5 protein-coding genes and 4 pseudogenes are annotated in these 15,228 nt (G+C 40.1%); all 9 read right to left on the bottom strand.

Translation table 11 applies throughout. The features are described 5' to 3' along the window. Positions 1–139: 139 nt before the first annotated feature. Complete coding sequence (locus tag LZ575_RS19485; protein ID WP_235326666.1) at positions 140–2,287, bottom strand: gliding motility protein RemB; 2,148 nt, start codon at positions 2,285–2,287, stop codon at positions 140–142. Between the two features lie 133 nt (positions 2,288–2,420). Further along, a pseudogene (locus LZ575_RS19480) lies at positions 2,421–3,141 on the bottom strand (energy transducer TonB). Between the two features lie 44 nt (positions 3,142–3,185). Next, positions 3,186–3,413 (bottom strand): VanZ family protein, encoded by a 228-nt coding sequence (locus LZ575_RS19475; RefSeq protein ID WP_235326663.1) that lies wholly within the window; start codon positions 3,411–3,413, stop codon positions 3,186–3,188. A gap of 164 nt (positions 3,414–3,577) precedes the next feature. Then, positions 3,578–3,958, bottom strand: a complete 381-nt coding sequence (gene gcvH / locus LZ575_RS19470; RefSeq protein WP_235326661.1) for a glycine cleavage system protein GcvH — start codon at positions 3,956–3,958, stop codon at positions 3,578–3,580. 62 nt (positions 3,959–4,020) lie between these two features. Further along, entirely contained in the window at positions 4,021–6,906 is a 2,886-nt protein-coding gene (sprA, locus tag LZ575_RS22980) for a cell surface protein SprA (protein ID WP_255702707.1), read from the bottom strand. Next, positions 6,878–11,026: pseudogene (gene sprA, locus LZ575_RS22975) on the bottom strand (cell surface protein SprA). Before sprA (LZ575_RS22975) ends, sprA (LZ575_RS22980) begins: the two are co-directional and overlap by 29 nt. A gap of 161 nt (positions 11,027–11,187) precedes the next feature. Then, positions 11,188–11,773: pseudogene (ruvA, locus tag LZ575_RS19460) on the bottom strand (Holliday junction branch migration protein RuvA). A 75-nt stretch (positions 11,774–11,848) separates the two neighbouring features. Further along, positions 11,849–14,141 (bottom strand): annotated as a pseudogene (locus LZ575_RS19455) (NADP-dependent malic enzyme). A gap of 168 nt (positions 14,142–14,309) precedes the next feature. Next, entirely contained in the window at positions 14,310–15,206 is an 897-nt protein-coding gene (gene queG / locus LZ575_RS19450) for a tRNA epoxyqueuosine(34) reductase QueG (RefSeq protein ID WP_235326659.1), read from the bottom strand. Positions 15,207–15,228: the final 22 nt, after the last annotated feature.

Below are 15,228 nucleotides of genomic sequence, written 5' to 3'. Positions count from 1 at the left end.
TTTCGCAAAGAAGCTGTTAATCCCCGGCTCACCTTTCAATTAAAAACCTAAGATGTGAAGAACATTTTAAAATTTTAAACCTGAATATAAATTTTCGTGAACCTGTATTTATCTCTCTTCGGAATTTTTTTGCTGGGGTTTAATAATCAAAGTACCAGTTAAAGATATCGGTTCTAAGCCCAATGTTTAGCCATACCGTGTTACTACTGAAGGTTTCTGTAGTGTTAACCAGGGGATCAAAATTCCGGAAGATGACACTGCCAAAGAATTTCAGGTTAGTTACGGGATTAACAATGTAACCTGCTTCCAGTTCAGAAAAAAAGGAGGTTGTGGTGTTTCCCTGGCCAATCTTTACACCTGTATCAAAAGCCCGCTCTCTCTCACTTCTGTAAATATCTCCGCCGTAATAAGCCCCGTCTTTTTCATTATTAAAATCAAAGCCTCGTTTTCCAAATATCAATTTGGCACTACCGTACCACCTGTTGTTCCTGTAACGTCCTATAGCAACAAATTCTCTAAAATTTGCGCCCCATAGATGTGCCATAGACTGATTATTATGCCCATAGTTGAGTACGACCGAATTATGGGAATAGGTATAGGGCCTCACCTGGTTATACTCTGCCTGCAAATACAAGTTATCTACATTGAAAGCATTAAAATATTTCACTCCCAGCTGGAAGCCCAGCTTATTTTTCCAGCTTCCTTCTCCACCAAATACCTCACCCGAGGAGAACTCATCTATGAGCCATTGCCCGTACATATTCACTTTATTGCTCCACTTATATTTCCCGGTAATTCCTATGATCGCATTACCTCCCCTGGCTCCTGTTGAAAATTCAATAGACCTGTAAAAGATCACGGGATTGAGATAATTGATATCAAAACCACGCCCATTGTCATTTTGCCAGATTACAGATTCAAATAATCCCAGATTAAACCTTTTTGTAAGGTTAAGGCTTAAATAATGGTTCGCCATATATTTGGTTCGGTAAGAACCCTCAGTGGCTACTTCTTCTCTTACATCCCTCAATGACATCCATGTATTGGTGTATTTCAACTTCCAGAAACTGGTATTTAACTTGAGGTAAGGATGAGGACCTGGATTATCGCTCATCAATAAAGACCTGTAACCATCTCCTATAAAATTATTTCCGTGACCAAATTGTATATCAAAAAATTCTGAAGGACTATAGGATAAATATCCTTCAGCTACAGGATAATCGTAACCCTGGTCCATAAAATCTTTAGCTATACCCCTTCCCGGAATAATCGCCACCCCGCTGCCCATAAAAGGTGCGATACTTTCAGCATATTGATTAAAATAATCTGCAAATCTTCCCTGGCTCTCAAAAACCACAGTATAGAAATTTAGATTTTTTCCCAAACCACCCTGGAAAACTGCTCCCCTGGTGTTATTATAAGTAAAATCGAATTCGCTTTGAAAGTCTCTACCCAGTTGAAGGTCCAACACAATATCTCCGGTAAACCAATAATTCTCCCTCTGAAAAGTCACCAGATGTTCATTCCAGATTTTACGGCCTAACCAACTCGAAGTATTCTTCTGCATCTGTGCCCATTCCTGCTCAAAATCGTAATACTTTGAAACGTCTTTATATATAAATGGTTTGGAAGCAGTGTGACTATTTGTCCCAATTCTGTTCATTTCTGCGTCAAAGCGGGAATAGCGTTCGTGAGAAAAAGGGATGTTGAGATTACTCTCCGGCTCCCTCGATCTAAATGGAAGAGAAACAATAGAGTCATATTCGTTCGAGGAAATAACTGCAACTTCCGGTTCTGCAACAGGCTTTTTTGTAGGTTCTTTTGGTTTATCAACAGTTTTTTGCGGCTGAACAATAGTTGTTTCCTGCGTAGTAAGCACCTGAAAGTTCAGGGGAATTTTCAAAGGCATTCTAAACTGGGCATAAGTGGGCCTGCCATTATAAGTTGCGGGTTGCACCTCTGGCAAACTTGCAAATACCCGGTTAACTTCATCTTTTAATTCAGAATAAATGGCATCTACATACAGCACTTTAAATTTACCTTCTCTGGTGGTTTCAAAAAGAATGGAAATTTCTCCTGTATAATTTTCCGCGGTCACTTTGGGTGGAAGTTCAAAGTTTTCCAGGATATAAGTTCTAAGGGTATTTTTAAAGCAAGCTTCTTCTGAAGGGAAATCTTCATTCTCACATTCAGGAAACGAGGGATAAGTCTCCAGTTCTGTAATACTTGTTTGGGCCAAAAGCATCCACGGAAGGAAAAACAGAAACAGGCAATCAGTATATTTCATATTTGGAGCAGAAAGTTTGTGGTTGAATTGGGCGAAAGATACCAATTTTTTTGTACTCACTGCCAGAGGGGCTATAAAAGAAAAATCCCGAACTGCAGTGCAATTCGGGAATTTATATAAACTAGCTTTATTATTAATCCTGTACCTGGAAAACAATAGGCAGTGAGTAACTCACCCCTAAGCTTACCTCGTTGTTTTCCCGGTTGCATCTTAGGCAACTGGTTAACTACTCTTGCCGCTTCCTGCTCCAGTCTTGGGTGTGGTGCACGGGAACGAACATCAGTAATATTTCCTGTTTTATCAATTTTGAAAACCACGATTACCCTGTTCATTCCGGTTAATCCTAATTGACTTCCAAGATCTGTATTAAATCTTCTTTGTACGAATTCCTGAACCTTTTCACTCATACATTTTTTACGCTGCTCGTTGTTGCTCATCCCTTCACAACCTGGAAAGATTGGCACGTTTTCAATAACAGCGAAAGGAACATCAGCAATCTCTTCCTCTACCGGGGCTTCAACTACTTCTCTTACTTCCACGATCTCTTCCTGTGTAGTTTCAGTAGACTCAATAACGTCTTCCTCAACTTCTTCCTCATCCTCTACAACTTCGATAATTTCGGGAGCTGGTGGTGGTGGTGGCGGAGGTGGTGGTGTATTTTGAATTTCTGTGATCGGGATTTCTTCATCATCAAGATCTCCCAGGTCAAGAGTTCCAATATCTGTGGCGTCACGATCGTACGTCTTCCATTCAATGGCTCCGTAAGTAATTAATAATACAAGGATCAGACCCAACTGAAGAAAAAGAACGCTTCGTCTGGTTAAATCGGCTTTTGGATTTTTCTTGGGTACCATAATTCGTTAAAGATTAATAAAGGTTGCTAATGTAAAATTTTTTTTCATAAAAATGAAGTAATCTGATGTTTAACACGTACAAGATATTTCTGAAAAATTAGAAATAAGAGCCATGCCATTAAAACACCAATAGTATTTGCCAGAATATCAGCCCAATCGGGTTGACGATAATCTGTGAGTGTTCCTTGTAAAACCTCAATAAACATACCAAAAAGCACTATTATTCCTGCTAGTTTAAGAAATCCTCTTTTATAGTGCTGTTCACTTTTCACAAAAATGTAGTAAAAAAACCAAAGAAAAGCCAAACCAAAATAGGCAACAAGTATGCAACATCTTATCTGTAGGACTAAAATTACCTACAGAAAGGTCTCCCAGCTGCACCAGAGATAAGGTGGTTATGAAAATTGTGTAAACTACAGCGAGAACAAGGATTATTCTAGCCGCCAATAACTTCTTTATATTCTTCTGCACTTAATAGATCTGAAATCTCATTCTCATCAGAAATTCTAATTTTCACCATCCAGCCTTCACCATAAGGATCAGAATTTACTTTTTCAGGCGTGCCTTCAAGAGAATCATTAAATTCCAGGATTTCTCCTGAAAGAGGTAAGAAAAGATCAGAAACTGTTTTTACGGCCTCTACAGTTCCAAATACTTCCTCCCTGTCCAGAGTTTCGCCTACAGTTTCTACTTCAACATATACTATATCCCCTAATTCACTTTGAGCGAAATGGGTAACGCCTACAGTAGCAATGTCACCTTCTATTTTCACCCATTCATGGTCTTTGGTATACTTTAATTCTTGTGGAATATTCATAAGATTGGTTTTTGAAAGTGACAAAGTTAATTTTTTCTTTGCTTTAGTCAAGCAGCATTTAACTAATTTCCAAAATTATATCGAAGAGTAACTCCGGACCTGATGGTAGTTTGCGGGAAGGCTGTGGATACTGCATATTCTGAAAAAGTATGGTCATAATAAATGAGTGCCGTAAGGTTCTTGGAAAGAGCATAATCTGCAGTAAAATTGATGGACCAAAGATCCTGTCCCGCAATTACCTGGCTGCTTTCAAGATCAAGATATCTAATAATGTTTATGTTCTTCCTGTAAGCCACATCTGCTTTAAAATTGAGGTCACTGCTTAAGATCCTTTGGCGACCTCCGAGATTAGTTCCTATTCGCAGATCCTTAATCCTGTAACCCAAACCAACAATATATTCATTTCCTTTAATTTCAGTCAATAAATTATTGTCAAAACTTAAAGACAGGGCGCGATCCTTTCTTATTTCAGCCAGTACTCTTATAGCCTCATTAGTCTCGAGATCAATTCTTATTAAGGGGCTGAAAACTTCGGTAAGGTTTATATTAGAGAAAAGCAGCCTTGTTTTGAAATTGTTAGCCTGGTTAAATTGGTAAGGATCCTGTGCATCATAATCAAGATTGGACTGGAACTGATTTATTGTATAACCAGCCCTGTAGCCGTGATTAAGCGAAAATCTTCTGAAATTCTTTTTAAAGAATTCCATCCTCATAAATCCGGTATATTTTATATCCCAGTTAGGTATAGGGAAGCTTCTAAAGGCAATTGTTTTCACTGATCCTGCATCGCCACCAGTATAAGCGGCAATAAAAGCAGGTAAAAGAACTGCCTGGCTGGATTTTCCATATCCTATAGGATAACCTTCCTCATCGGTAACATTGGGATCAAAACCATTTTCAGCCGCCAGTCTTCGCGCCACTTCAAGCCTATTCTCCCTAAACTCCTGGAAAGTTTCAGAAAAAGCAGAATTGTTTTGGCTAAAGGCAGTTTTAATAAGAATGGTCGAGATCGTAAAATTCCCGTATGTGTAAGGGTTAAGCGACTGGTATTGCATTTCCCCCGGAAGCACCCGGTAATTTTCAGAATAGGTTTCTGAAAAGATTTTGTTTGCGCTCAGGTCTATAGTAAGTTCAGGAATAAGAGTCAAAGAAGCCTGCATATCCAACTGCTCATTTTGAACCGATGTATATTGCTGATTAAACTCCTGGAATAGGGTTAACCAACCTCTGCGGGCTGCGATTTCCCTCACATCTTCCTGCCTCCCAAAGGTAAATCCTGTGGTAGGTTTTAAAGTTCCCATAAAACCTATATCGGGAGTGTACCCAGGTAAAAATATACCTTCATTTCTCCTGTAGGTAACCTGCAATCTTTGTATGGCCGTCGCAAAACCTATTAAAGTATTATAAGTTCTGTCTCCGGAGCTTAAGGAGGATTCCGCAGCAGGTCTTGGTTTTTGAGTTTGATTAAGAGTGGGAACTGCCGCACTCCTTTCCCTCACTGTTGCAGGTGTTCCTCTTCTGGGGGTTAACTTGAGGTATTTATAGAGACTGGTCATATCCATATTCGCATTGACCTGGTGGATACTGGCATTTTGAACAGAATTTCCAAGATCTGGCACTCCTTCAATAGTTCTAAAAACTTCTGAACCCCGCTGCCACTGAAAATCTCCAGTATAGGAATAGGTAGCCTTTACGAACTGAAGAATAGGGATCTTACTCAAAGGCAGTTCATAATTAAGCTGCAAAGTCTGGAAATGTTGATTGGGATCTCCTATCTGGAAGAAATCATCCCAGAGACCTATAGTATTATCAGCAATATTTCCTTCGTCTATATAATTTCTAACGATCCGGTTATTCGAAGCATTAAAACTAAACTGCAAAGATTTGGTTAGATTGTAATTGATCCTGTACTGCCAGTCAAAGATGAAGTTTCGTTGATAAAGTGTAGGAATACCTATATCATTCTCACTCAAATTGATCTCCCGGAATTTTTGCTCGTTGTACTGCCTGAAGATGTTTGAATTAAGAGTAATATTTGTAGGTAAAGGATTAAAGTTGAAATCCCTTATAATGGCATAGTAGTCGCTGCTATCTAAAGCAGTAACATTTTTTAATGGCACTATATTTAAAGGAACGAAACTGTAATCATAGGTAGCCCCCAGCCTTACATCCTGGCTTAAGGCATCTGCAATTTCAAAATCTCTATGGTCGATCTGGTTATAAGAAGCTGTCACCGCAAAATTTTCTATATCGTAAGGCATAGGCTTATCATCCTCCTCTACACGTTCCTTACGCAATCCAATTACGTTAATACTTTGTCTCTTGGTATAGATCTGCGACTGCTCTTCTACTCTTTCCCGTTCATCAGCATCGGTTATTGCGTCAAGACGATTCTCAAGTTCAAGATCTAAAAATTCCTGATCGTATTTTGGAGTAATGAGCTCTTCTCCCCTGCTGTAGTTAAAAGGCACTCTTATTCCCCATCTCTGCGGAAGGAGCTGCCCCATATTTAAATTTGTCACTACATCATACTGCTGAAGATTTTCCCGACTCCTTTGATTTGGCCCCTGCTCAAGATTACCAAATCCCACGGTACTTCTTCTTCCGGTGGCTGAAACATCTGCAAAATCGGCAATATTGGCATCCATGTTCACAATTGCAGCCCAGCCGCCTTCATTATCAAGTTCAGACAATCTTAGTTCATTAAACCACACTTCTCCGCAAATCTCGGCAGCAGCCGATTCCGGAGTTCCATTCTTCACACCCAGCATCAACAGGCGAATATTCCCAAAACTGGGGTTTCCTTTTATACCCACTCTTAAACCTCCAATTTCATAAGGATCTTCAGGATCGGTTAAATTAAGAGCTTCATCAAAGTAATTGATTTCAGTAGAAATTAATGAGGGGTCGCCCAGCACTTTAGTTTTTACCTGCTGAAGGAGCTCCAAAGGCAGAAGTAATCGGTTTGAAGCTAAGCCATATTTCCTCAGCTGAAGTTGCACCAAAGATGGTTGGAGTTAATGGAATTTCTATCTGATAATAATTTTCAGTAAAATCGGTCCCCATTCTTATGAAGGCAACCATTTGTCCTTCTTTTAAAGGAACTTCATTTATGAGAGATTCCGCATGTACAAACATCTCCAGATTTTTGTACTGCCGCATATCTACCTGGAAATTCTTATAAACTGCCCTTGCATCCTGAGGTTCCAAACCACATACCCTTAATGCCAGGGATTGTTCATTTTGCCTGATATTAGTATTATTATTAAACAACTCTTCCCTTATAACACCTGGGGGCAAAATATAAGGCACGGGCTCCCGGTTTTCATTTTCTTCAATATTTACAGCTGTAACTTCAAACAAAGTTTCATCGTTGTTTACAGGCTGCCGCGGAGTATCGGGATCAAGACTTCTCGTGTAGCGTCGATAATCACCGCGCACCAGGTCCATGGTTCCAAACCTAAGGATAGTTCGCTCCTCAAAATCGGTTAAGAAAAGCCGCATAAACCTTATAGAGCGAAAATCGGCTATTCCTCCTACAGCATTGGTAGGTTCAAAGATCGGCACCTTGAATTGCACCCATCTCACTGCGATTTGTTCCCCGTTAGGAAGAGGAGCAGTGGTTTCTTTAACATCTGTAATATACTGGTTATTGTCGATGTTCATTCCGGGAAATACTTGTACTTTATATTCGAAATAGCTGTTGATGGTATTCACCGTATTGTCCCTGTTGAGATCTTCGGTAGTAGGAAGAGTACTATTTCCACGATTGGTATCTCCAACTTCCGGAGGCGAGTTACCTTCAATTCCGTTATATTTTCTATAGCGTTCAATTATACTTCCGGTAGTATTCAGGAAATATTCGTAGTTATCGGCCGAAGGATCTGCCAGGTTGCCGAAGTTTGGAAATTGCGTCCTCTCCATGGCATCATTAAGCCCATCAAACCCCACATCCTGCTGCCTGCGCGCTTCGCCTTCGGTATCAAAAGCATATATTAAAGACTGGTCTGCAGGTACTCTTCCAAAAGCAGTACTCACTGTATTTAAAACTGTACCGTCGGGAGGCAAACCATTTTCATATTGTTTCCTTCCATCTTTTAAGACATCTTCAGAAATATTCCCGAGGTTAAAGGTTAGTGTTCCTCCTTCATTCCCTGCGTTTTCAGGATAAATATATGGATCCATCACCCAGAATTGAATGAACTCCACATTGGATTGTTCAAAATTGGTAGAATTTATGGCTCTTGAAATCCCTCCGAAATTCTCTGAAGGATTTGGCAAGGTGTTGCCACCAGCAGCGATAGGATTATAGTTGTAAGGCCCACGCTCCTGCGGACAATAAGTTAGATCCATCGTATAGATCACCTGTGGCTGCCCCTGTATCACATCGGTATTGGGAAATATTTCGCTTAAGAAAACTCTTCTGGAAGCATAGCTCGAAAGATCTGAATCTGAAATTCCATCCGGTCTCCTGCTACTGTAAAAAATTGGATCTACTGTATACCATGACAATCTCGCCCTCTTATAATTAGAAGCGAGATCACCATTAGCGAGTTCTCCTCCAAATCCCAGAGGAACACTGGATAATTCCCAACTAAGAGGATTATTAACCGAAATGTTGGTTTGCGAAGCTTCGAAATCGTCTATATAGGTAGTAGCCTTCTGGTCAAAATTATTCACATTTGGAGCACCCGGCTGTAGATACGCAAATTCCCCGCGTATCGAAAAATTAGAGGGAACATCGGTATCTATATTTGGCAGCTTATTGGCAAGACGGGTAAGAAAAGGAACTTCGGTACTATAAATAGCATTAAGACCGTAAATAGAATTATTTATAGGTTCATAGTTGTAATTAGATTTTTGTGTCAATGGGCGCTCCCGCATATTTAGGAAAGTACCACCAACTATAAAATTTTCATTGAACTGGTGCTCAACATTTACACCCATAAAGCGTTTAGACTGCTGTCCAAAAAGCGAATTATTCTCAGTATTTACCTGGATAGGAATATTGGAAGCGAGTAATGCGTCATCAATGATCTGTACCCTTCCCATTTGGTAATTCACTACATAATCCACACCTTCCTGCAATATCCTTCCTCCTGCAGTCACTGTTACAGAACCCTGCGGAAGGTTAAAACCAATAGGAATTCCTTCAACCTGGGCAGATTTATATCTTCCTTTTAACTGAAATTTATTCTTGTCAGCATCTTCCTGTTCCGCCTGAATTTTCGTCGTCCTGTAGAGAGAGCGGAAAACGTATTTTTCCTGGTTGGCATTATAAGTTTGTGGAAGATCATATTCTTCCGGTCCCGAATTGGGAGTAACATCAAGTTTTTCAAACAAATACTTTCCAAAGGGTTCTACTGTTGTAAATATCACCAGGCCGTTTTGCGGGTCTATGGTAATACCGGGAACATAATCAAAGAATCCGTCCCCTCCTACCACAGGATCATTGGTAAAGTTCAGCCTGTCCAGATTAAAGACCCGCAGCAAAGTCGTTTCGGCAACATCTTCAGGTAAAGGCACGTTAGCACCTTCAGCAGGAATGATATAATTGAGGGGCTGAGGATCTGTATATAAAATATTCAATCTGAAATCATCTCTCTCCAACTGAAAAGCGCCAAGGCTGTAAATGTTTTTCATCATAAGATCCCAAATTGGCTCATTAACATTTGTGACCGTGCTCTTCAATAATTTTACTATCAGGTTTTGATTTACTCTCACTCCATCTTCTGCATAAGTAATATTGGCATCCACACCGTCATTAGCGAATTCGCCTACCTGATACACGCGACCGTTGATAGTGTACTGGAATGCAACAGCTAGAATTTCGTCATTGGAAAGTCTTTGATTAAGTGAGATATATCCCAACCTGGTATTTAGAGTATACTCATTAGGCCTAAGTTGCCTCGCATTTTGGAAGCACGGCATAATCTGTTCCTTCTGATACCGTCAATCCTCCAAAGCCACTTTGCACCCTGGAAATGTCTCTTATGGCAGGTGTTAGAATAGATTCCCCGGGTAAGTAATTCCAAACGGATTTAAATCATTATTGGCGTTATCGGGAAATGCGAGTGGCGGCCGATTAAAAAATCCTGCCGGAACAGTGTTCAAGCCAATATTACCTTCCACATTTGTTTCCCCAAGATCCTGGATACCTACTATGTTTCGGGTATCATTGAGATTTTGAATATTATTGGTACGGTTCGTTACCCAAACCTGAATTCTCTGGATTTGAATATTACTGTTGATAAAGGGATAATTCTCAAGTGCTTCGTTATAATGATCCCGAAAATAATGCGCTAAAAAGAAATGCCTGTCCTGATCATAATCTATAGCAAAGCGTTCAAACTCTTCAATGGTCGCTCCTCCCTCAACATTAACCGTTCGCCTTTCAGATTTTTGTTCAGAAAAAACTCCCGTGATCCTGGTTTTCCCGAACTGTAATTCAGTTTTAAATCCGAAGAGACTTTGCGCACCCTGGATGAGGGCACTATTAAGTGGCATATTAATATTACCCACTTCTATTTTCTGAATTATATCATCCTCTGTAGGCGTATATTCCAGCTTTAACTGATTCTGAAAATCAAAAGTTGACTCGGTATCATAGTTGGCGAGCACCTGTAAACGCGTCCCTACTCTCCCTAATAAACTAAGCTGAATGCGTTGATCAAAATCAAAAGTGAGGTTACTTCTGTTTCTGGGAGAAAATGCAGGATTATCTTGTTTAGTGTATAATAATCCCAAATCCATTGCCACACTTCCCTGTGGCACCACCTCAATTTCCTGACCCCCAAAAATACTGGAGAAGAAATTCGAGTTCACATAATAACTGGGCAAAAGGTCCTGTTGAGCTTCGGGATCAGCTTCACGATTTCCGGCTATAGCGTTGTTTTTCTCTCTAAAGTAATCCCTTATTTGTTCCCTGATAACAAGCTCCTGGTACTCTTCCGGAGTTAAAATGAGGGGTATTGAAAGGTTATAGCTACCTAATCTTTCGGTATAAACATAGCGGTCAAGGATAGGATCATATTCGTAGGCTGAAACAATACTGTTGGGATTAGGCAATGAAATAGTACCCGTAGCATATCCGGTGCGGGTAGTATCCTGGGCAGTTGTTGGATCCTGTGCAAATAAAGATTGAGAAGTTGCAAAAAGCCAGAAAATGCCAAACAAATAAAACCGATACAATTTCAAGTACTTATTCCTCAATGTGGTGATAATGAAAATTATAAATTCTTCAAAGCCAGCTTGATAATAGTCTCCACTGTAGGGTCTGTGGTTTGCTTCATGATTCTATCAACAACTTTCTCTTTAGGGTTTTCGCGCAAAACCAAGGGTTTCTAAAGCTGATAACGCTTCTTCCTTATTAGTATTGCTTTGTGAAATAAAAACTTCGCCTTCTCCAAAAACTTTTAAAACCTTGTCCTTGAGATCCAGGATCACCCGTTGCGCTGTTTTTGCACCTATCCCTTTTATGCTTTGAACAGTTGCAGCGTCTCCAGAAGCAATTGCTTCCATAATATGCTTTGGTTCCAGGGAAGATAACATCGTGCGCGCTGTACTCGCACCAACCCCTGAAACGGAGATCAACAACCGGAATAATTCTCTTTCTGATTTTTCTACAAACCCAAAGAGAGTATGGGAATCCTCCTTTACCTGCAGATGAGTAAACAATTTTATCACTTCAGAATCATTTCCTACCAGGGAAAAAGTGTGAAGCGAAATATGAACGAAGTATCCTACTCCATTACAGTCAATAACAACATAGGTGGGATTTTTTTCAACAAGCTGCCCCTTTAGATGATGGATCATTTATGGAAAGTGGTTAATGCTCAAATGTACTAAAATAAAGGAGAGACACAAATCTCTCCTTTATTCATAAATATTTTATCGGGTTAAATTCATGCGCTTCTCTTTCTCCTGTGCGTCAATTACTGCAACAGCAGCCATATTAACCATTTCCTCCACACTTGCGCCTAATTGAAAAATATGTCTAAGCTTTTTCATTCCCATCATAATAGGCCCAATAGAATCAGATTTATTCAGCTCCTTCAACAGCTTATAAGTACTGTTTGCCGCTTCAAGGTTAGGGTAGATCAATGTATTTACTTTCTTCCCGACAAGCCTTGAAAATGGAAACTTACCTTCCAGCATTTCCCGATTAAGAGCAAAATCAATTTGCAGCTCTCCGTCAACTTTAAGATCGGGAGCAGCCTTATGAATTAAGCCTACCGCTTCTTTTACTTTCCTGGCATTTGCATGTTTGGAAGACCCAAAGTTTGCGTAGGAAATCATAGCGATTATACGGTTCCATACCAAAAAGCCTCACGGTACGTGCTGTCATAAGAGCGATCTTCGCCAAATCCTTTGCCGAAGGATCAATATTAATAGAGGTATCGCTTATAAATAAAGGACCTCTGGATGTATTCATTAAATTGGTAGCAGCAACCCTGTCTATTCCTTTAGCCATTCCTATTAATTCCAGCATAGGTTTTACCACGGTGGGGTAAGCCCGGGAATAACCGGAGAGCAGAGCATCTGCATCTCCCTGGTTCACCATCATGGCACCAAAATAATCCCGCTGTTGCATGAGCTTTTGCGCGTCATATTTTGTAACTCCATTTCGGGAACGGGTCTTCCAATATTCATTCACGTAAATATTCCTGTTTACAGCTTCCTCATTAGATTGGGGATCAATGAGCGTTACTTTGGAAGGATCAAAATCAATTTCGTTCATAAGCTCCATCACAATCTCCTTTTTTCCTAAAAGAACTGGAATTCCAATCCCTTCCTCCTGTACGATCTGGGCTGCTTTTAAAACGTCCAGATGATCTGCTTCAGCAAAAACAATACGTTTTGGGTTTGTTTTAGCCCTGCTCATTAGGAGACGTGAAACCTTATTATCACTACCCATTCTTTCCAGGAGCTCTTCTTCATATTTTTCCCAATCCTGTATGGGCTGTCTCGCTACTCCACTTTCCATTGCTGCCCTCGCGACAGCAGGAGGAACCTGCGAAATAAGTCGGGGATCAAAAGGTTTTGGAATTATATAATCCGGTCCAAAATGCAGTTTCGTCTCTCCATACGCAATATTCACCTGCTCAGGAACCGCTTCTTTTGCCAGTTGTGCAAGGGATTTTACCGCTGCCATTTTCATCTCTTCATTGATCTTAGTTGCCCTTACATCTAAGGCACCTCTAAAAATAAACGGGAATCCAAGCACATTGTTTACCTGGTTAGGATGATCACTTCTCCCGGTAGCCATGATAAGATCTTTTCTGGTCGAAACAGCAAGATCGTAATCAATTTCAGGATCGGGATTGGCCATGGCAAAAACGATGGGCCGCTTTTCCATACTCTTAAGCATTTGCGGAGTAACAATGTTTCCTACTGAAAGTCCCAGGAAAACATCGGCCCCGTCCATTGCCTCTGCAAGGTTTTTATATTTTTTGGTAGTGACGAATTTTTTCTGAAGCTCAGAAAGATCTGTTCTGCTTTCATTCAGTACCCCCTTCACATCGAACATAACGATGTTTTGAACTTTTACACCTAAAAGCAAATATAAATTTGCACAAGCTATAGCTGCCGATCCTGCTCCCGAGATAACCACTCTTACATTCTGAATTTTTTTCTTCGCAAGTTCAAGAGCATTAAGCAAGGCTGCAGAAGATATTATCGCCGTCCCATGCTGGTCATCGTGCATCACAGGAATATCCAGTTCTTCTTTTAAGCGCCTCTCAATTTCAAAAGCTTCCGGTGCCGCAATGTCTTCGAGATTAATGCCTCCAAAAGTTGGCGCAATATTTTTCACAGTATTTACAAAAGCATCTACATCTTTAGTATCTACTTCTATATCAAAAACATTAATATCAGCAAATATCTTGAACAGTAAACCTTTTCCTTCCATTACAGGCTTAGACGCTTCCGGCCCAATATCTCCCAGCCCTAAAACTGCGGTTCCATTAGAAATTACGGCAACAAGATTACCTTTGGCTGTATATTTATAAGCATTCTCTTTGTCCTTATGTATTTCGAGACAGGGAATTGCAACTCCGGGGGAATATGCTAAAGAAAGATCTCTTTGCGTCGCATATTTTTTAGTTGGTACAACCTCAATTTTACCGGGTTTGGGCTTGGCGTGATATACCAGGGCTTCCCGTCTCTTACTGTCCTTACTCATTTCTTAGGTGTTTGACTATATTGCAAAGGTAGCAAGCAGGATTGGAAACAATAATAAAATATTTAAAGTATTATATCCAAACAACCTACATTTTGAGAATGCAGCAAAAATGAAGTTTAAAATTTTTTAAAAAATTGTAATGAATACAATTACTTCGGAAGCAAAAAACTAGTGCTTTAAAAACTGAATATTCCTTCGGAGACCAGAATATTTTGTTCTCTTTACAGCTGATTTTTTGAAGATCTCACTGAATGTCTCCTGCGTTATGTCATCCCATTGTTCTTTTTCCATTTGAAGTAACTCCGGATGTGGATCAAACAAAGGTTCGTTATGAGATTTTGAAAATAGGTTCCAGGGACACACATCCTGGCAAACATCACAACCAAACATCCAGTCATCAAATTGTCCTTTTACATGGGTAGGCAGTTCTTCTTTAAGCTCTATTGTAAAATAGGAGATGCACTTGCTCCCGTCAACTTTATAAGGCTCTACTATAGCTTGTGTAGGACAGGCATCAATACAGGCAGTACAGGTACCGCAATGATCGGTTACAGGAGTATCATATTCCAGTTCCAGGTCTACAATTAATTCAGCTATAAAATAAAAAGAGCCAACCTGCCTTGTCAACAGATTTGAATTTTTACCAATCCAGCCAAGGCCACTTTTTGCTGCCCATGCTTTGTCCAAAACAGGAGCCGAATCTACAAAAGCGCGGCCATCTACTTCTCCAATTTCAGCCTGTATAAATTTCAGAAGATCCTTCAGCTTATCTTTAATGACAAAATGATAGTCAGTCCCATAGGCATACTTGCTAATCTTGTAAGATTGAATATTTTGAGCCTCCTTCGGATAATAATTCAGCAAAAGCGAAATAACACTTTTGGAACCTTCCACCAATTTTGTGGGATCCAGCCGCTTATCAAAATGATTTTCCATATACCTCATTTCCCCGTGCATATTCGTGTTGAGCCAGGACTCCAGCCGCGGAGCCTCCTGCTCAAGAAATTCAGCATGGGATATCCCACAGGACATGAAACCGAGACGTTTAGCTTCAGCCTTAATCATTGCAGTATATTTTGCAGCTGTG

Source organism: Antarcticibacterium sp. 1MA-6-2, from assembly GCF_021535135.1.
Lineage (GTDB): Bacteria > Bacteroidota > Bacteroidia > Flavobacteriales > Flavobacteriaceae > Gillisia.
The sequence above is the reverse complement of the archived record's forward strand: the minus strand, read 5'-3'. Positions and strand labels throughout refer to the sequence as shown.

Bases quoted from the DNA above. Each gene is read 5' to 3' on its own strand.
- gcvH (WP_235326661.1), bottom strand. From the start codon at position 3,958: ATGAATATTCCACAAGAATTAAAGTATACCAAAGACCATGAATGGGTG.
- queG (WP_235326659.1), bottom strand. From the start codon at position 15,206: ATGATTAAGGCTGAAGCTAAACGTCTCGGTTTCATGTCCTGTGGGATA.
- LZ575_RS19485 (WP_235326666.1), bottom strand. From the start codon at position 2,287: ATGAAATATACTGATTGCCTGTTTCTGTTTTTCCTTCCGTGGATGCTT.